Here is a 17,686-nt window from a genome sequence, read left to right as displayed (position 1 = left end):
TAGCAAAGGTCCCAGGCTCCCCCATAGGTTGCAGGGTATGCGGAGGTCGGCCAACTGCTGCTAGCAGAGGTTCCACGGCTCCCGGCTAGCGCACGGTCACCGGGTACCCGTAGTACGTGGGGACGCCGGGGTAGTCCTCGTCGCCATGACCGACCTTGCCGTAGGTGCCCTCGCCCCAGCACTTGGCCACATTGCCCGGGGTGATGGCGCAGCTGGTGTAGCGACCGGCGGTCACGGAGGTGGCGCCGGTGCGCAGGTTGCCCACGGCGTGCGGACGGGAGTGGTCGGTGGGCGTGCCGTCGCCGAGCTGATAGGAGCCGTTGGCGCCCCAGCACATCATCGGCCAGCCGGCCGTCGTCTTGACGCAGGCATGATCTTCGCCGACGGCCAGGCCGGCGACTCCGCCGGTGGCGTAGCCGGACACCGCGACCGGGCGGTGCCGGGTGATCCGAGTGCCGTCGCCGAGCTGACCGCTGGCGTTGTAGCCCCAGCACCTGACGGCTCCCGCGGGCGTTCGGGCGCAGCTGAAGTAGCCGCCCGCCCCCACCACCGAGACCCCGCTGCCCATCCCGCTCACGGCGACCGGGCGGGTGCGGTCGGTGGTCGTCCCGTCGCCCAACTGGCCGAAGTAGTTCAGCCCCCAGCACTTCACGCCCCCGGCCGTGGTCACGGCGCAGGTGTGGGAGTCGAGGCTCGGGCTGATCTGGCGCACCGGACCCAGCCCGGCAACGGCAACGGGCGTCAACCGCAAGGTCGTGGTGCCGTCCCCGAGCTGGCCATACGCGTTATCGCCCCAGCACCGGGCCTGCCCGCCCGTCGTGACCGCGCAGGTGTGGGCGCCGCCGGCGCGCACGGCGGCGATGCCGCTCAAGCCCGGCACGACCGTCGGCACCAGCCGGTTGATCCTTGTGCCGTCACCGAGCTGACCCTTGCTGTTGCGGCCCCAGCAGCGCACCCCACCGTCGGCCATGACCGCGCAGGTATGGCTGCCGCCGACGCTCACCGAGGCGACGCCGGAGGACAGGCCGGCGACGGGGGTGGAGACGTACCGGTCTTCCCGGGTCCCGTCCCCGATCTGGCCGGTGTCGTTGCGTCCCCAACACCGCACCCCACCGGCCGTGGTGATGCCGCAGGTGTGATCGCCGCCGACGACGACCACCCGGAAGGTGGGCAGCGCCGCTTCGGCGCTCGGGACCCCCGAGACGAGGGCCAGTCCGGCGCCGGCGCAGCTGGCGAGCAGGCGGATGGGTGTTCCTGGCATGACGTCCTCCCTACTTGACCAGAACCGGCCGGTTGCGCTGCACGGTCGTGCCGTCGCCGACCTCGCCTCGGTCGTTGTTACGCCAGCATTTACCCACGCCGGCCTGAAGTGCGCAGGTCAGATATCCGCCGGCGCTCATGGAGGACACCTGGCGGCTCATTCCCACAACTCTCACCGGGGCGGAATACCTCGGCTCGTCACCATTGCCGAGCTCACCATGAAGGCCAAAGCCCCAGCACGTCATCGCTCCGCTCGTCAGGCGGGCGCAGCTGTGGACAAGGCCGGCGGAAAGCGCATTCACTCCGCGGGACAGGCCGGGCACCGTCGTCGGCTGAGGGTGTGCGTCCTCATCCCAGCCGCCGAAGCCCAATTGGCCAAACCAGTTGCTCCCCCAACACTTCACCGCACCGGCCGTCGTCAGCACGCAGGTGTAGTCGTAACCGCCCGCGGCGATCGCAGAGATCGGCTCCTTCAGGACCGTGACCGTCACGGGCGTGTAGTGAGAACCCCCTCCCCAGGTCCCGTCACCCAGCTGGCCATACCAGCTACGGCCCCAGCACTTGGCTGTGCCGCTCGCCAGCAGGCCGCAGGCGTGAGCGTTTCCGAGGGTGATCGAGGTCACGGCGCGGCCGAGGCCGACCACCGGGGTCGGAGTCAGCCGTTCCTGGCCGGTGCCGTCGCCGAGTTGTCCGTATTCGTTACCCCCCCAACACAGTGCCTTTCCGGCGGTGGTCAGCGCGCAGGTGGAGTCCTGGCTGGCTCGAATCGAAGCGACCCCTTGGAAGAGCCCGAGCACCTGCACCGGCCGCAGTGTCGTCCGGCGCGTGCCGTCGCCCAGCGACCCGACGAAGTTGTACCCCCAGCACTTGACGCTGCCATCGTCGAGCACGGCGCACGTGTGATAGTCGCCCAGCGCCACCGATCGAACCCCATGAGTCAGGCCGGCAACGAGCACGGGCGTATGCCGCTCTCGTCTGGTCCCGTCTCCTAGTTGCCCGGACTCGTTGCGCCCCCAGCACATCGCGGCCCCACCGGACGTCACTCCGCAGGCGTGATCCGCGCCCGCAACGATCTGGCGGAACAGCCGCTGCGAAGTCGGCTGCGCCGACGCCGCGCCGACGGCGAGTGGTGCCGCGAGGACCGCCGCTGCGACCCCCATCCGGAGAAGACGAGTTTTCATCATTCTCCAATCGTGTTGCCCGGCGCTTCGGGGCCGAGTCTGCGTTGGTGTGCGGTCGCGGCTTGCTCAGCCGACAAGTGCCGGCCTGGTTCGCGTGATCGTCGTGCCGTCGCCGACCTCGCCGTAATCGTTTGTCCCCCAGCACTTGCCCACGCCCGCCTGTAGGGCGCAGCTGACGTAGTCACCGGCGCTGATGGAGGAGGCCCCGCTGTCCATACCGGAAACCTGGACCGCCGTAGAGTAGTCGGGCGTGGTCCCATTGCCGAGTTCGCCGCTGTTGCCGTGTCCCCAGCACTTCATCGCTCCACCGGTCAGGCGGGCGCAACCGTGCGCCGTGCCGACCGAGATCGCGTTCACACCGCGGGCCAGACCGGGGACCGGTGTCGGCACCGGGTGCGCGTCGTCGTCCCACGTCCCGAAGCCCAGTTGGCCGAACTCGTTGTTGCCCCAGCATTTGACCGCACCGGCGGAGGTCCGGGCGCAGGTATAGAACCATCCGCCCGCGGTGATTGCCGCAACCGAACCGCCCACGCTCGTGACCGCGACGGGTGTCGTCCGGGAGTTCCGGGCGGTGCCGTCGCCGAGCTGGCCGTAGTAGTTGTCCCCCCAGCACTTGGCCAGCCCACTGGTCAGCAGCGCGCACGCGTGCCTGTCGGCGAGCGAGATCGCGGCGACCCCGCTCGTCAGCCCGGCGACCGGTGCCGGAGTCAGTCGAGAATGCGTCGTGCCGTCGCCGAGCTGCCCGTGCTCGTTGTTGCCCCAGCACAGCGCCTTCCCGGCTTTGGTCAGCGCACAGGTGGAGTAGTAGCTGGCCCGCACGGTCGCAACCCCGCTGAAGAGGCCGAGCACCTGCACCGGCCGCAGCCGGGTGCGCTCGGTGCCGTCGCCGAGTGCGCCATACGCGTTGTGCCCCCAACACTTCACGCTGCCGTTGTCGAGCACCGCGCAGGTGTGGAAGGACCCGGGCGAGATCGAGCGCACCCCGGCGCTGAGCCCGGCCACCACGACGGGCGTATGCCGCTCGTTCGTCGTGCCGTCCCCGACTTGCCCGAGATCGTTGCGCCCCCAGCACATCGCAGCGCCTGCCGTGGTGACCCCGCAGGAGTGGTAGGTGCCGGCGACGATCTGCCGGAACTGGGTGGCCGGCACTGCCGATGCGGCGGATGTCGCGAGCGGCGCCACGGCGAGGGCCACGGCGACCCCGGCACCGAAGATGCGACTGTTCATTGCTCCCCTCCAGACTGCTGTCCCACCTGGGACGGGCGGCAGCGTTGCCCCCACTCCGAACGTTAATCCGGACGCGAGGAACGGGGAATGGGGTGAGCGCCCCATGGCTGGTCAGGTGTTATCGCCACACCGGGGTCGAGAGGAGCGTGTCGGTACGTTTGGTGGCCAGAATCGTGCCGACTGGGTCCTTTCGACTTGGCGGGCCTGGTCAGCAACGCGGCTGGTGCTGGCGAGGCATAGCGTCGGCCGCTGAGGGGATAAGGGCCGACGGAGGAAGTGGGTGCTGACCCCACCGGCCGCATACGATCGAGGGATGACGACGACGCCTGCGCCGCTGCCCCTGCTCGTGCTCGGGGCCGGCCGCGACCTGCACACCGAGCGCGGGGTCGAATGCCCCGGCGAGATGCCGCCCGCGTCGGACCCGGGGCTGGTCGAGCGAGCCCGGGCGGCAAAGGCGGCGTTGGGCCAGAAGGTGTTCGTCCTCGGCCACCACTACCAGCGCGACGAGGTCATCGAGTTCGCCGATGTGACCGGCGACAGCTTCAAGCTGGCCAAGGAGGCCGCGGCGCGGCCGGAAGCGCCATACATCATCTTTTGTGGTGTGCACTTCATGGCCGAGTCGGCGGACATCCTGACCAGCGACGAGCAGACGGTGATCCTGCCCGACCTGGCCGCCGGCTGCTCGATGGCCGACATGGCGGCGATCAGCCAGGTCGAGGACGCCTGGGAGGTGCTGGCGGACGCGGGGGTTGCGGAGCTGACCGTGCCGGTCACCTATATGAACTCCTCCGCGGCGATCAAGGGCTTCACCGGCCGCCACGACGGGACGATCTGCACCTCCTCCAACGCCAAGACCGCGCTGAGCTGGGCGCTGGGGCAGCGCGGCGACGGCCGGGTGGAGGGGGGCACCGGCAAGGTCCTCTTCCTGCCCGACCAGCACCTTGGCCGCAACACCTACGTCCGCGACCTCGGCGGCTCGCTGGCGGACTGCGTCGTCTTCGACCCGCACCGGCCCGGTGGTGGCCTGACCGAGCAGCAGCTGCGCGATGCCCGGATGATCCTGTGGCGTGGCCACTGCTCGGTGCACGGCCGGTTCACCGTCGAGGCGGTCGAGGCGGCGCGCCGGGAGATCCCGGACGTCAAGGTGATCGTCCACCCGGAGTGCCGCTATGAGGTCGTCGAGCTGGCTGACGAGGTCGGCTCCACCGAGAAGATCATCAAGACGATCGCCGCCGCACCCGACGGCACCTCCTGGGTGGTCGGCACCGAGCTTAACCTCGTGCGCCGGCTCGCCAACCAGTTCCCGGGCCAGCGGATCGCGTTCTTGGAGAAGAACGTCTGCTACTGCTCGACGATGAACAGGATCGACCTGCCGCACCTGGTGTGGACGCTGGAGTCGCTCGTCGACGGGCGGGTGGTCAACCCGATCCACGTGGACGAGGGCGTTGCGGCATACGCGCGCAAGGCGTTGGATCAGATGCTCGCCCTGCCGGGCGAGACCCACAAAGACTGAGCCGTATGCCGGCCACCCCGGCCGGTCGGCACGCCCACATCGGCGCGGTCCTGGCCGCGTCGGTGCTGTGGGGCACGACCGGCACGATCGCGCATTATGCCCCAGCCGGGAGCAACCACGCGCTCGTCGGGATCTCGACGTTCGGGTTCGGCGGGCTGGCGCTGCTCGCGCTGGACTCCCGGCCGGTCGGGCGGCTGCTCACCGACCGCTCGACCTGGCCGCTGCTGCTTGTCGGTGCGCTTGGCGTTGGGGCGTATGCCGGGTTCTACTACTGGGGAATGGCCCTGGTCGGCGTCGCGATCGGCAATGTCCTCGCGCTCGGGTCGGGACCGGTATTTGCCGCGCTGCTGGAGTTGGTGATCGACAAGCGGCCGATCGGACCGGCGTGGGCGGTGGCGACCGCGGTCTCGGTGCTCGGCATCGCCCTGCTCGGCGCGTCCGCGTCCTCGGCCCCCGGGCCGAATCCCGTTGGGGGCGTGGTGCTCGCGCTCGCCTCGGGCTTCGGGTATGCGCTCTATTCGTGGGCGGCTGCCCGGCTGATCGGTCGCGGCCACCGCTCGCGCTCGGTCATGGCCGCGCTGTTCGCGGTGACGGCGGTCGTGCTCGTCCCAGCGTTCCTGATGGCCGGGCCGGGGCCGCTGCTGCAGCCGCGCGGGCTGGCGATCCTCGCCTATCTCGCGTTGATCCCGATGGCGTTGGCGTATCTGCTTTTTGGGTATGGCCTGCGCGGTCTGGCCGCGTCGGCGGCGACGACGCTCGCCCTGGCCGAGCCGGTGGTCGCCACCGTGCTTGCCACCGTCATCCTGCGCGAGCAGATCAGCGCGATCGGGTGGCTGGGAATCGCGTTGATCGTGGTCGGGCTGCTGCTGGTGGCCCGGGCCGAGCGCCGGGTCTCGTGACGCCGGGTGCGCGCCCTGGGTCCGTGCGTGGCTTGTCAGTGCGTGACGGCTCAGTGCGTGACGTGGAAGCGGACCACGTCGACGATCGCGTCCGGTGCGAGGCCCGGATAGTGCTGTCGTACGCCGGCCAACACCTCCGCGAGCGAGTTCGCGTTCTCGCCGCGGACATCCGCGTCGGTGAGGGCGTCCAGGCGCCGCGGCTCGACGGCGTCGACGTTCGCTTGGAGCAGCCGGTAGCCCACCCGGTCGGGGCGTTCGAAGACAAAGGTCACCGGGCCGAGGGGCACCGGGTCGTCGTGGCGGATCGTCACCGTCTTGCGCTCGGTGAGGATCGGATCGTGGTAGTCGTCGCGGAAGCGGACGAACCGCCCGACGGGTTGGGTGTCGGGCTGCCGGTAGCCGTCGGGGAGCAGTTGTGCGATGCCGACCGGCGCCGGCTCCTCCCCCGGCATCAGCACGAGGATGTCGGGGTGCTGGTCGAGCAGCACCTGCCGGCAGCGGCCGCACGGCGCGAGGATTCCCCGCCCGCCGTCCCCGACGGCGACGATCTCGGCCAATGGGCCGGCTCCCGCGGTCGCGGCGGCACCGAGCACGACCAGCTCGGCGCACGGTCCGCCAGTGAAGTGATAGACGTTGACGCCGGTGTGCACGCGGCCCTGCAGGTCGATGGCCGCGGCGGCGACCGTGTGGTCGTCAGACCAGCCGAGCCGGCCGGCAAGTGCCGTGGCGGCATCCAAGATCGCGACCTCGTTCGCCCACAGGCCTTGGCTAGGCATCCGGATCTGGTTGGCCAGAGCCGACGTCGGCCATCCCGGGCCCGGTGTCGCCGACACGCGACGCCCCGGCCAGCCGACGCAGCAGCACGGCCTCGGCCAGGCAGACGCGCTCGAACTCGCCCAGATGCAGTGATTCGTTGGCTCCGTGAGCGCGAGTGTCCGGGTCCTCGACGCCGGTGATCAGCAGCGCGGCGTCGGGGAAGCGCTCGGCGAAGGCGGCGACGAAGGGGATCGACCCGCCGACCCCGATGTCGACCGGCGGGTGGCCCCAGGCGTCGGCGAAGGCGGCGCGAGCGGCGTCATACAACGGGCCGTCGGCGTGCGCGGCGAACCCGGCGCCCTGGTCGTCCAGGTGCACCTCGACGTGCGCGCCCCAGGGGGCGTTCCCCTCCAGATGCGCCTTGACCAGCCCGTATGCCGCGAGCGGGTCCTCGTCCGGCGCCAGCCGGATCGAGACCTTGGCTCGGGCGGACGGCACCAGGGTGTTGGCGGAGGTGTCGACGCTCGGGGCGTCGATGCCGATCGTCGTGGCCGACGGCTTGGTCCACAGGCGATCAAGCAGCGGGCCGCGACCGATCGTGGCGACCCCGTCGAGCAGGCCGGATTCGGCGCGCAGGCGAGCTTCGTCATACGGAAGCTCGGCGGCGGTGCCCGAGCGCAGGCCGGCGATGGCGACCTCGCCGTCGTCGGCGTGCAGCGTGGCGAGCAGCCGGATCAGCGCGGTGATCGCGTCGGGAACCGGGCCGCCGAACATGCCGGAGTGGATGCCGTGGGCGAGCGTGCTGACCGTGACGACGACCCGGATCAGGCCGCGCAGGGTCGTGGTCAGGGCGGGCTCGCCGATTGCCCAGTTGGTGGAGTCGGCCAGCACGATGGCGTCGGCGGCCAGCTTGTCGCCGTGTGCGGCGAGGGTCGCGGGTAGGGATTCGGAGCCGATCTCCTCCTCGCCCTCGACGAAGACGACGACCGTGACCGGCAGCGCGTCGCCATGGGCCCGGATCGCCGCGAGGTGGGCCATGATGCCGGCCTTGTCGTCGGCGGCGCCGCGGCCATAGAGGCGGCCGTCGCGCTCGGTCGGCTCGAACGGCGGGCTGTCCCAGTCGGATTCGGCGCCGGGGGGCTGGACGTCATGGTGGGCATAGAGCAGCACGGTCGGCGCGCCGGGTGGGCCCTCGCGGCGGGCGATGACCGCGGGCCGCCCGCCCTCGCGGACGATTTCGACGGCGAAGCCCTCGGCGGCGAAGAGGTCCGCGATCGCCTGGGCGCTGGCCTCGACGTTGGCTTGGTCGAAGGCATCCAGGGAAACGCTCGGGATGCGGGTGAGCGCCTCCAAGTCGGCGCGCACCCCGGGGAGCAGTTCGCGGACGCGGGTGCGTAGGGCTTCGGCGTCGGGGACTCCAGGCGTGCTCACCCGAACGACTCTAGCGACGTATCCTTTCCCCGTGTTCGGACGCAAGGCCAAGGCAGCGGAGCCCACCACCCAGGACACCCCTGTCCATGTCCCGCGCGAGGGCGCGAAGAACCGGCCCACGCCCAAGCGCCGCGACCAGGAGGCCGCGCGCAAGCGGCCGCTCGTCGTCACCGACCGCAAGGCCGCCAAGGCGGCCGACCGGGCCAAGCGGACCGAAGCAAACATGCGGATGCGCCAGGCGATGGCCACCGGCGACGACCGCTACCTGCCGCCGCGCGACAAGGGGCCGCTGCGCCGCTTCGTGCGTGACAGCATCGACGCCCGGTGGGGGCTGGCCGAGTTCCTACTTCCGTTCATGGTGCTCGTGCTGGTGCTGCAGTTCATCCGGGCGACATGGGCGGCATACGCATTCTTGGCGATCTATGTGCTGGTGATCATGTCGATCGTCGATGGCTTCTTTGCCTGGCGCGGGATCAAACGTAAGCTGCGCGCCAAGTTCGGCGCCGACACCAACCTCAAGGGCCTGGCCTCGTATGCCGCGATGCGGATGATGCAGATGCGCCCCACCCGGATGCCCCGGCCGCAGGTCGCCCGGGGCCAATATCCGCAGTAACTGGTAGTGCGCACCGCCGTTCTCGATCGGTAGCGCCGTTGACCGGGGTGGGGTGAGCCCTCGGACTGCGACAGGCGGACATTCAAACGATCAATGAGCCCGCCGGAGCCCCGTTGGAACGTGCAAGCCAGCCTGCTCGCGGCCCATTGATCGTTTGAATGTCCGGCCATCCCGCTCAGGGCGCTGGCGACCGGCGCTGGCCACCGGCGCCGACAGCCGCAGGGTCGACCCTCCAGCCCGGTAGCCTCACTTAGGCACGCGAAGACACAGGGAGGCCCGCTCGATGTCCGAATATCGCTGGCGATGTCTTGGCCCCGACCAGGAGCCGGTGGCCGGCGCCCCCGAGCCGGCCTTCCCGACGCAGGCCGACGCCGAAGCCTGGCTCGGCGAGTCGTGGGAGGAATTGGCCGACGCCGGGGTCAGCGCGGTGACGCTGCTCGACCACGACACTGTCGTCTATGGCCCAATGTCGCTCGAACCGCAGGCCTGATCGGCGCCCCCGGGGTTGTGGCAGTTGTGGGTGCCGCGCTGACGACACCGAACCTGGACACCGAACCTCCACAGCGCAACCGGGTCGTTCTCCGTCGAGCGGGGCGCGAGCATTCACTTCGTTGCGTTGGGATGCCGCGTGTGCACGTCGATGAGGTGCACGGTCTGTCCGTCGACATAGAACCACATCCGGGCTCCCCCGCTGAGTTTGTGTTGCCAGCGGGCGTGGATCTTGTTTGCGTGGGTCACGGTGGCGAGATCACCCTTCAGCCGGTAGTTTGTGGGCGTCGTTTCCTCAGGGCGATGAGTGAGGAAATCCCACGCGTCGACCACCGTGTCGCCACGCGTGCACGGTAGCGAGCAGCTGGTCATATCGAGAGACCGAGGCACATCACGTGCCACATCGACGACCTCCTGCGCATAAGCCTCCTGCTCTCCGGGCCGCAGCAGGGGGCCAGCCACGGGAAACGGCCCACGCAGCCGCTCAACAAAGGGAATAGCATCTGGGGCAAGGGACGCCGCCACAATGGCCGACGCGAACTCGAGGCCCAAGCGGTCGTGCTCGGCCTGGCTGGCTTTGGTCAGGACGAGTGTGTCGCCATCGCGCCTCGTGATCAGGACCGGTCCCTGGTCAGCGGCCTCGAAGACCTCCCGGCTATTGCGAGACAGCTCGGAGGACCGGACGGTCCGGGTGATCGCGACCATGTCTTCAGTTGTCTGAACACATTCAGAATTCGTCAACCGCGGCTAGGCTGCGCGCCGAGGCTCACCGGTCATTTCGGACACGGCTCATTTCGGACACGGCGCGACCCGGGCACCGCGCGCCAGGCGCGAGACGGCGACCGAGCCCGCGTCGATCTCGGCAACGACCTTGCCCGAGAACGAAATACACGTGCTCGCCGGAGCCTCGGGCTCGGCGGGGGCGGCGACGAACCAGGTGGCGATCGTCCCACAAGCGATGAACACTAACCCCAGGAAGGTCGCCGCCAGCGCGGTCCGCAGGTCCTTGAACGCGCGATCGGCAGCCGCGGCACCCGCTGCCCGGACGCGGGTGGCCAATCCCGAGAGCGGCTGCCGGTTGACCGCCTCGAGCGCTTTGTCGCTGCCGTATGCCGCGCGGTAGGCAAAGTAGGTCCCCCCGGCGAGCAGGAGGCCGCCAAACCCGAGGAGAAGCGCGACCGCGGCCGCGCCACCCGTCCCGAGATCGCTGACCTTGTCCGGGCCGTTGAGCACGAGCGCGGTCGCCAACAGGCCGGTGAGGGCGCTGAGGATCCCGAGCCAGTTCTTCGCGCGGGCCCGGACGGTCTCGAGCTGGGCGGCTTCGTTCTGGTCGAGCTGATCGTTGGCCTGGTGGTCATCCCACGATGCCCGCGGCGCGGGTTTCACGGCCATCTCAATTGGTCCGGTCCACGAGCACCGACCAGCGCCGGCCGCAGCCGGTCGCCCCGTCCTGTCCGTGTGCGTAGCCGCACCGGCAGCTGACGGCCACCTCGATGGCGCTCTTGCGGGCGGCCTTCTCCGGCACGAGCGCCGGATTGCCCTGCCGCTCGATCGGCGCCAATCGGTCCTTGCCGACCCCCTGGGCGTCGGCCCCGCATCCGGGGCATGGCCCCTTGGCGTAATAGTCGACCACCGGCCCCTCGGTGACGCGCCAGGAGTCCCACTTCACCGCGAGGTCGTCGGGCAGGTCGACCACCTCCTCCTCGTAAGTCACCTTGATGTCGTGGGCTTCGGTGTCACTGTCCTTCGTGTCACTGTCCTTCGTGCCACTGCCCGTCGTGTCACGGCCTGTCACGTCGCGGGCCTCGGCGTCCTGGCCCGCGCGCTCCCCGTCCCTCATCCCGGCAGGGTAGTGGCTGGCGTTGGTTAGGCTCGGGACGCGCGGCCCCTCTTGGCCAGCGCGACCACCCTGTGCCGGGGGGCGAGACCCGCAGGCCACGTGGCCGAGTGCACTCTCGGGCCGGACACTCAAACGATCAATGGGTGTCACGACCATTGATTTGAGCGTTCAATTGCGGTGAATCCACCGGCTTTGATCGTTTGAGTGTCCGCGTCGTCGGCTATTACCACGCGCGCAGGGTCCCGGACCTCAGGCCCCACCCTCAACCCTCGCGGACTTGCACCTCCACGAACGGCGGCTTGGTGACCTGAGCAGCAACCCCGCGGCCGCGGACGTCGATCGACACCTCGGAGCCCATCGCCACCGACCGGTCCATTTGCGCCAGCGCGATGCCCTGCTTGAGCGTGGGCGAGAACGTCCCGGAGGTCACCTGACCGACAGCCGTCCCCTCGGCGTCGAGCACCGCACACCCGGCACGCGGGATGCCTCGGCCGGTGACCAGCAGCCCGCGCATCAGCCGGGAGGTCTTGGCGGCGCGCTGCGCGGCGAGCGCCTCCTTGCCCCAGAACGCCGGCTTGTCCCAGCCAACCGCCCACGCCGATCCGGCCATCACCGGGGTGATCTCACGCGACAGGTCGTTGCCGTGCAACGGATATCCCATCTCGGTGCGCAAGGTGTCGCGGGCGCCGAGACCACACGGCATACCGCCAAAATCGGCGATTGCCGCGGCGAGCGCGTCCCACAGGGCACCGGAGTTCGCCCACATCGGGACCAACTCATAGCCGCGCTCCCCCGTGTATCCCGTCCGGCAGACGATCACCGGCAGCCCGTCCCACTCGGTCTCGGCGAACGACATGTAGTCGTGCCCGGTCGGCAGCCCGAGCCCGTCGAGCACCTCGTCCGATTTGGTCCCCTGCACCGCGATGATCCCGTATGCCGAATGCAGGTTCTCGACGTTGACCCCCTCCGGGGCACTCGCCTGGAGCAGCTCGCAGACCGTCGCCGTGTTGGCCGCGTTGGGGATGAGGAAGACGTCCTCGTCGCTGCGCAGATATTGGATGAGGTCGTCGACGACGCCGCCGTTCTCGTCGCAGCACATCGTGTACTGCGCCTTGCCGGCCTCGATCCGGCCGAGGTCGTTAGTGAAACACGCATTGACGTATGCCGCAGCGCCCGGCCCGCTGACCCGCGCCTTGCCGAGGTGGGAGACGTCGAAGATCCCGACCCGCTCGCGCACCGCGGTGTGCTCGGCGACCACCCCGCCGCCGGGGTATTCGATCGGCATCAGCCAGCCACCGAAGTCGGCCATCTTGGCTCCGAGGGCGACGTGGCGGTCATGCAGCGGGGAGGTCAGCAGGTCGGCGTCATTGCTCATGAACGGACGGTACCGCCTTACGGCGCCGCGTGCCGGGTGCGGGATAACCTGCCCCGGTGACGCTCTTCGCCCTCACCGACAAACCCCTGGCCACTCTCGACGCCGACGCGATCGTCGTGGGCACCAAAGCCGACGGTGACGGGGCGGCGCTCGTCGACGGACACGACCTGCCGGCCGAGGCGGCCGATTGGCTCGCCGCCGCGCTCCCGGCGCTCGGCGCCACCGGAAAGGTCGACGACGTCCACGCCCTGGCGCTGGTTCCCGGGCTGGCCGCCCGCAAGACCGTGCTCGCCGGCCTGTCCCCCGCCACCGGGACCAGCACCGAGCCGACCCCAACCAGCACGCACGCCGGCGTCGGCGCGGCGCTGCGCAAGATCGGCAAGGCGGACACCGTCGTCCTCTCCGTTCCCGTTGGGGACGCGGACTGGCTGACCGCCGCCGCCACCGGCGCCCACCTCGGGTCCTACTCCTTCACGGCGCACAAGAGCGCCCCCGAGCAGACGCACAACGGGCGCCAAGCCAAGGCGATCCTCATCCACGCGCCCAACGCCAAGGACAAGGACGCCAAGGCCGCCCTCGCCCGCGCCGAGGTCCTGGCCGAGGCCACGGCATACGCGCGGGATCTGGTCAACACCCCGCCCAACGCGCTCTACCCGAAGAGCTTCGTCGAAAACGTTCTGGAGCGGATCAAGTCGGCCAAGGTCAAACTCGACGTCACCGTCCACGACGAGCAAGCGCTCGCGGCGATGGGGTGCGGCGGGATCGTCGGCGTGGGCCAGGGCTCGCAGCGGCCGCCGCGCATCATGGAGGTGCATTACCGGCCGCGCCACCCAGCGGGTCGGGTCGCGTTCGTGGGCAAGGGCATCACCTTCGACAGCGGCGGGCTGTGCATTAAACCACCCGCCGGGATGCTGGCGATGAAGTCCGACATGGCCGGCGCCGCGGCCGTGATCGCCGCCGTCATCGCCGCGGCCCAGCTGAAGCTGCCGGTCGGGGTCAGCGGATACCTCTGCCTGGCCGAGAACATGCCGAGCGGCACCGCCCAGCGCCCGAGCGATGTCGTGACGATGCGCAACGGCAAGACCGTCGAGATCATCGACACCGACGCCGAGGGCCGGATGGTCCTGGGCGACGGGCTGGCGCTGGCCGCCGAATCCGACCCCGACGCGATCCTCGACATCGCCACGCTGACCGGCGCCTGCATGATCGCGCTCGGGGTGCGGGTCGCCGGGGTGATGAGCAACGACGAACACGTCAACGACGCGGTCTTGTCGGCGGCCCTGACGAGCGGGGAGGCGATGTGGCCGTTGCCGCTGCCCGAGGAGTTGCGCAGCAAGCTCGACTCCACGACCGCCGACCTGCAGCACAAGGGCGACCAGTGGGGTGGCGCCTTGACCGCTGGGCTGTTCCTGCGCGAGTTCGTCACCCGGGAGGGCAAGGACCCGGTGCCGTGGGCGCACCTCGACATCGCCGGCCCGTCGTTCAACGAGGCCAGCGCCTATGGCGCAACCCCCAAGGGCGGCACCGGATTCGGCGTCGCCACGCTGCTCGCGTTCGCCGAGCGGCACGCGCGATGACTTCGGACGCGGCGGGTGCGGCATACGACATCGTTGTCCTCGGGGCCGGCAGCGGCGGCTATGCTTGCGCGCTGCGGGCGGCAGAGCTGGGGCTGCGCGTTGCGCTCGTCGAGCGCGACCTGATCGGCGGCACCTGCCTGCACCGCGGCTGCATACCGACCAAGGCGATGCTGCACGCCGCCGAGGTCGCCGACGAGGCGCGCTCGGCCGCGCACGTCGGGGTGCGGCTGGGCGAGCCCGAGATCGACCTGGCGCAGGTGGGCCGCTACCGCCAGGGCGTCGTCGACCGGCTGTTCAAGGGCCTGACCGGGCTGATCGGCTCACGCAGCGAGATCGAGGTCGTGCGCGGCGAGGGTCGCGTCGTCGACGCCCGGACCGTCGCCGTCGATGACCGTATACTGCGCGGCCGTCACCTCGTTCTCGCCACCGGGTCGGTGGCCAAGGTCCTGCCGGGGATCACCCTCGGCCCGCGGGTGGTGACCAGCGACGAGGCACTGCGCCTGGAGTCGGTGCCGCAGCGTGTCGTGGTGCTCGGCGGCGGGGTGATCGGGGTGGAGTTCGCGTCGGTGTTCCGGTCCTTCGGTGCGAAGGTGACGATCGTCGAGGCGCTCGACCGGCTGGTGCCCGCCGAGGACGCGGCGATCTCGGCGGGGCTGACGCGGGCCTTCCGGCAGCGCAAGATCACCGCCCTCACCGGGGTGCGCGTGGCCGGGGTGGAGGCCGGCGAGGATGAGGTGCGGGTCGAGCTGGAAGGTCGCGACCCGCTGGTCGCCGACCTGCTGCTCGTCGCGGTCGGCCGCGGCCCCGGCCCGGTGCCGGGAATCGACGCGCTCGGGGTGACGATGTCGGGGGCGCACGTCGAGGTCGACGAGCGCTGCCGCACCTCGGTCGAGGGTGTGTATGCCGTGGGCGACCTCGTCCCCGGGCTGCAGCTGGCTCATCGCGGGTTCGCCCAGGGGATTTTCGTGGCCGAGGACATCGCCGGGTTTTCGCCGCGGCCGGTGCCGGAGAGCGGCATACCGCGAGTGACCTATTGCGACCCGGAGATCGGCTCGGTCGGGCTGACCGAGGAGGCGGCGCGAGCGGCATACGGGGAGGTCGAGGTCGTCGAATACAACCTCGGCGGCAACGGCAAGAGCCAGATCCTCGGGACCAAGGGGTTCGTCAAGCTCGTCCGCGCCAAGGACGGCCCGATCGTCGGGATGCACCTGCTCGGGGCGCGCATCGGGGAGCAGATCGGCGAGGCGCAGCTGATCGTGAACTGGCAGGCCTTCCCCGATGACCTGGCGCCGCTGATCCATGCGCACCCGACCCAGAACGAGGCCTTGGGCGAGGCCGCCTTGGCGTTGGCGGGCAAGCCGTTGCACAGCCATGGCTAGCCGAAGCTGGTCCCTGGCCTTGATGCGTGAGACCCTGACCACAACTACTACCCGACACCCTCTCCCCCTAGGAGTTCGAGAATCCATGTCTGAACGCGTGACCATGCCGGCCCTGGGCGAATCCGTCACCGAAGGCACCGTGACGCGCTGGCTGAAGAGTGTCGGCGATGAAGTGGCCGTCGACGAGCCCCTGCTGGAGGTATCGACGGACAAGGTCGACACCGAGATCCCGTCGCCGATTGCCGGCACGCTCACGGAGATCCTGGTGCAGGAGGACGAGACCGTCCCGGTGGGTGCCGATTTGTGTGTGATCGGCGATGCCGGCGAGGCGGGGAGTGGTGGGCAGCAACCCCAGGCCGAGGAGCAGGCGGCACCTGCCCAGGCGCAGGAGCCGGCGGCGCCGGCCGAGGCGCAGCAGGCGCCGGCCGAGGCGCAGCAGGCGCCGGCCGAGGCGCAGCAGGCGCCGGCCGAGACGGCGGCCCAGCAAGAGCCGCAGGCCGGGGCGCCAGCCGCAAGCGAGGCCGGTGGGGCGGGCGCTGGCGGTTCTGGGGGTGGCGACGTCGGTGGAGGCGGCGTCGAGGGGGGTACGACGGTCACCATGCCGGCACTCGGCGAGTCGGTGACCGAGGGCACGGTGACCCGCTGGTTGAAGGCGGAGGGCGACGACGTCGAGGTCGACGAGCCGCTGCTGGAGGTCTCCACGGACAAGGTCGACACCGAGATCCCGTCGCCCGCGGCCGGCACCTTGACCAAGATCCTGGTCGGCGAGGACGAGACCGTCCCCGTCGGCGCCGAGTTGGCGATCATCGGCGGCACCGTCAGTGGCGGAGGCGGGGCTGCCCAGCAGCAGGCCCCGGCGCAGGAGTCGGCCCCGGCACAGCAGTCGGCCCCGGCGCAGCAGTCGGGCGGCGGCGCCGAGGAAAGCACCCCCGCGGAGCAGGAGGCCACCGAGGCCGCGACCGAGGAGCCGCAGCCGTCCACCGAATCCGAGGCCCCGAAGGGCACCGACGGGTCGGAGAGGTCCGACGCCGGGTCGCCGCCCCCGACCGAGGCGCCCGCGGACACGACGGCACAGCAGACGGCGCCGGTAGCACAGGCGGCGGCACCCGCCGCGGCGCCGGCCGCGCAGGCACAGGCCCCGGCGCCACCTCCCGAGCCGGCGACCCCCGAGGGCGATCGCGACGCGTCGGCGTATGTCACGCCCCTCGTTCGCAAGCTAGCCGCCGACGGCGGAGTCGACTTGGCCTCGATCACCGGCACGGGAATCGGCGGACGAATCCGCAAGCAGGATGTCCTCGACGCGATCGAGAAGGCCAAGCAGCCCGAGCCCGCTCCCGCGGAACCCGCCTCCGCTGGGCCGGCGGCCCCGGCGGGCGCTCCCTCATCGGCGCCGGCCGCCGCCCCCAAGGCTGCCCCGGCGTCCGACACCTCGGGCAAGCGCGGCAGCCGCGAGAAGATGAGCCGGCTGCGCAAGATTATCGCCGCGCGCATGGTCGAGTCGCTGCACGTCTCAGCGCAGCTGACGACGGTCGTCGAGGTCGACATGTCCAAGGTCGCCGCCGTGCGCGCCAAGGCCAAGGGCGACTTCGAGCAGCGCGAGGGCACCAAGCTGTCGTTCCTGCCATTCATCGCGCTGGCCACGTGCGAGGCGCTGAAGGCCCACCCGGGCATCAACGCCAGCGTTGAGGGCGAGGAGATCGTCTATCACGGCAGCGAGAACCTCGCGATCGCCGTCGATACGCCGCGCGGCTTGCTCGTCCCGGTGGTCAAGAACGCCGGAGACCTCAACATCGCCGGCCTGGCCCGGGCGATCGCCGATGTCGCCGCCCGCACCCGCGACAACAAGATCACGCCGGACGACCTCGCGGGCGGGACCTTCACGATCACCAACACCGGCAGCCGGGGCGCGCTTTTCGACACCCCGATCCTCAACCAGCCGCAGGTGGCGATGCTCGGCACCGGCGCGATCGTGCGGCGCCCGGTTGTCGTCGACGTTGACGGTGCCGAGGGCATCGCGATCCGCTCGATGATGTTCCTCGCGCTCAGCTATGACCACCGGGTCGTGGACGGAGCCGACGCGGCTCGCTTCTTGATGACCGTCAAGGAGCGGCTGGAGGAGGGCAACTTCGAGGGATCTCTCGGCTGA

The 17,686-nt window shown here is 70.5% G+C and carries 16 protein-coding genes; 7 read left to right on the top strand and 9 right to left on the bottom strand.

What is annotated here, in order from left to right; all coding sequences use genetic code 11:
* Positions 1–85: 85 nt before the first annotated feature.
* The 3 genes from V9G19_RS04815 to V9G19_RS04805 all read right to left on the bottom strand — a co-directional run bounded on the left by V9G19_RS04815 (position 86) and on the right by V9G19_RS04805 (position 3,668).
* Complete coding sequence (locus tag V9G19_RS04815) at positions 86–1,261, bottom strand: RCC1 domain-containing protein (RefSeq protein WP_462284359.1); 1,176 nt, start codon at positions 1,259–1,261, stop codon at positions 86–88.
* Positions 1,262–1,271: 10 nt separating this feature from the next.
* Complete coding sequence (locus V9G19_RS04810; protein ID WP_462284358.1) at positions 1,272–2,444, bottom strand: RCC1 domain-containing protein; 1,173 nt, start codon at positions 2,442–2,444, stop codon at positions 1,272–1,274.
* Between the two features lie 63 nt (positions 2,445–2,507).
* A complete protein-coding gene (locus V9G19_RS04805) occupies positions 2,508–3,668 on the bottom strand; it encodes an RCC1 domain-containing protein (protein WP_462284357.1) in 1,161 nt (386 codons plus the stop codon).
* Between the two features lie 313 nt (positions 3,669–3,981).
* On the opposite strand from V9G19_RS04805, the gene nadA reads away from it, so the two are divergent.
* Complete coding sequence (gene nadA, locus V9G19_RS04800) at positions 3,982–5,181, top strand: quinolinate synthase NadA (RefSeq protein ID WP_462284356.1); 1,200 nt, start codon at positions 3,982–3,984, stop codon at positions 5,179–5,181.
* A 5-nt stretch (positions 5,182–5,186) separates the two neighbouring features.
* The gene (locus tag V9G19_RS04795; protein ID WP_462284355.1) at positions 5,187–6,080 is read left to right on the top strand and encodes a DMT family transporter; all 894 of its coding nucleotides are present in this window, start codon (positions 5,187–5,189) and stop codon (positions 6,078–6,080) included.
* A gap of 50 nt (positions 6,081–6,130) precedes the next feature.
* On the opposite strand, the gene V9G19_RS04790 is transcribed toward V9G19_RS04795, so the two are convergent.
* On the bottom strand, positions 6,131–6,856 hold the full coding sequence (locus V9G19_RS04790; protein ID WP_462284354.1) for an ASCH domain-containing protein: 726 nt from the start codon (positions 6,854–6,856) through the stop codon (positions 6,131–6,133).
* A complete protein-coding gene (locus V9G19_RS04785; protein WP_462284353.1) occupies positions 6,849–8,267 on the bottom strand; it encodes a M20/M25/M40 family metallo-hydrolase in 1,419 nt (472 codons plus the stop codon). Before V9G19_RS04785 ends, V9G19_RS04790 begins: the two co-directional genes overlap by 8 nt.
* Before the next feature lie 31 nt (positions 8,268–8,298).
* Here V9G19_RS04785 and V9G19_RS04780 point away from each other — a divergent pair, with 31 nt between their 5' ends.
* Complete coding sequence (locus V9G19_RS04780; protein WP_462284352.1) at positions 8,299–8,880, top strand: DUF3043 domain-containing protein; 582 nt, start codon at positions 8,299–8,301, stop codon at positions 8,878–8,880.
* 283 nt (positions 8,881–9,163) lie between these two features.
* Positions 9,164–9,370 carry a hypothetical protein gene (locus V9G19_RS04775; protein ID WP_462284351.1) on the top strand — a complete coding sequence of 69 codons (207 nt, stop codon included), beginning with the start codon at positions 9,164–9,166 and terminating at the stop codon, positions 9,368–9,370.
* A 113-nt stretch (positions 9,371–9,483) separates the two neighbouring features.
* Here the strand turns inward: V9G19_RS04775 and V9G19_RS04770 are convergent, their stop codons facing one another.
* The 4 genes from V9G19_RS04770 to gcvT form a co-directional block, all read right to left on the bottom strand.
* Positions 9,484–10,074, bottom strand: a complete 591-nt coding sequence (locus V9G19_RS04770; RefSeq protein WP_462284350.1) for a hypothetical protein — start codon at positions 10,072–10,074, stop codon at positions 9,484–9,486.
* Positions 10,075–10,158: 84 nt separating this feature from the next.
* Positions 10,159–10,755 (bottom strand): hypothetical protein, encoded by a 597-nt coding sequence (locus tag V9G19_RS04765; protein WP_462284349.1) that lies wholly within the window; start codon positions 10,753–10,755, stop codon positions 10,159–10,161.
* 7 nt (positions 10,756–10,762) lie between these two features.
* Positions 10,763–11,209, bottom strand: coding sequence for a hypothetical protein (locus tag V9G19_RS04760; RefSeq protein WP_462284348.1), 447 nt, complete (start codon positions 11,207–11,209; stop codon positions 10,763–10,765).
* A 262-nt stretch (positions 11,210–11,471) separates the two neighbouring features.
* Positions 11,472–12,584: a glycine cleavage system aminomethyltransferase GcvT gene (gene gcvT / locus V9G19_RS04755; RefSeq protein WP_462284347.1), complete on the bottom strand. Its 1,113-nt coding sequence runs from the start codon at positions 12,582–12,584 to the stop codon at positions 11,472–11,474.
* Positions 12,585–12,640: 56 nt separating this feature from the next.
* Here gcvT and V9G19_RS04750 point away from each other — a divergent pair, with 56 nt between their 5' ends.
* The 3 genes from V9G19_RS04750 to sucB all read left to right on the top strand — a co-directional run bounded on the left by V9G19_RS04750 (position 12,641) and on the right by sucB (position 17,686).
* Positions 12,641–14,161: a leucyl aminopeptidase gene (locus V9G19_RS04750; protein WP_462284346.1), complete on the top strand. Its 1,521-nt coding sequence runs from the start codon at positions 12,641–12,643 to the stop codon at positions 14,159–14,161.
* Positions 14,158–15,540, top strand: a complete 1,383-nt coding sequence (gene lpdA / locus V9G19_RS04745; protein WP_462284345.1) for a dihydrolipoyl dehydrogenase — start codon at positions 14,158–14,160, stop codon at positions 15,538–15,540. The genes V9G19_RS04750 and lpdA overlap by 4 nt, the downstream gene beginning before the upstream one ends.
* An 85-nt stretch (positions 15,541–15,625) precedes the next feature.
* Positions 15,626–17,686 carry a 2-oxoglutarate dehydrogenase, E2 component, dihydrolipoamide succinyltransferase gene (sucB, locus tag V9G19_RS04740; RefSeq protein WP_462284344.1) on the top strand — a complete coding sequence of 687 codons (2,061 nt, stop codon included), beginning with the start codon at positions 15,626–15,628 and terminating at the stop codon, positions 17,684–17,686.

The sequence above is a fragment of the Nostocoides sp. genome, from assembly GCF_037045025.1.
In the GTDB taxonomy this organism is placed as follows: Bacteria; Actinomycetota; Actinomycetes; order Actinomycetales; family Dermatophilaceae; genus Nostocoides_A.
This window is presented reverse-complemented; position numbering and strand designations above follow the sequence as displayed.

Excerpts from the sequence above, each read along its gene's own strand:
- V9G19_RS04760 (WP_462284348.1), bottom strand. The coding sequence starts at position 11,209 with ATGAGGGACGGGGAGCGCGCGGGCCAGGACGCCGAGGCCCGCGACGTG.
- V9G19_RS04805 (WP_462284357.1), bottom strand. The coding sequence starts at position 3,668 with ATGAACAGTCGCATCTTCGGTGCCGGGGTCGCCGTGGCCCTCGCCGTG.
- lpdA (WP_462284345.1), top strand. The coding sequence starts at position 14,158 with ATGACTTCGGACGCGGCGGGTGCGGCATACGACATCGTTGTCCTCGGG.
- V9G19_RS04770 (WP_462284350.1), bottom strand. The coding sequence starts at position 10,074 with ATGGTCGCGATCACCCGGACCGTCCGGTCCTCCGAGCTGTCTCGCAAT.
- gcvT (WP_462284347.1), bottom strand. The coding sequence starts at position 12,584 with ATGAGCAATGACGCCGACCTGCTGACCTCCCCGCTGCATGACCGCCAC.
- nadA (WP_462284356.1), top strand. The coding sequence starts at position 3,982 with ATGACGACGACGCCTGCGCCGCTGCCCCTGCTCGTGCTCGGGGCCGGC.
- V9G19_RS04815 (WP_462284359.1), bottom strand. The coding sequence starts at position 1,261 with ATGCCAGGAACACCCATCCGCCTGCTCGCCAGCTGCGCCGGCGCCGGA.
- V9G19_RS04810 (WP_462284358.1), bottom strand. The coding sequence starts at position 2,444 with ATGATGAAAACTCGTCTTCTCCGGATGGGGGTCGCAGCGGCGGTCCTC.
- sucB (WP_462284344.1), top strand. The coding sequence starts at position 15,626 with ATGTCTGAACGCGTGACCATGCCGGCCCTGGGCGAATCCGTCACCGAA.
- V9G19_RS04775 (WP_462284351.1), top strand. The coding sequence starts at position 9,164 with ATGTCCGAATATCGCTGGCGATGTCTTGGCCCCGACCAGGAGCCGGTG.
- V9G19_RS04790 (WP_462284354.1), bottom strand. The coding sequence starts at position 6,856 with ATGCCTAGCCAAGGCCTGTGGGCGAACGAGGTCGCGATCTTGGATGCC.
- V9G19_RS04795 (WP_462284355.1), top strand. The coding sequence starts at position 5,187 with ATGCCGGCCACCCCGGCCGGTCGGCACGCCCACATCGGCGCGGTCCTG.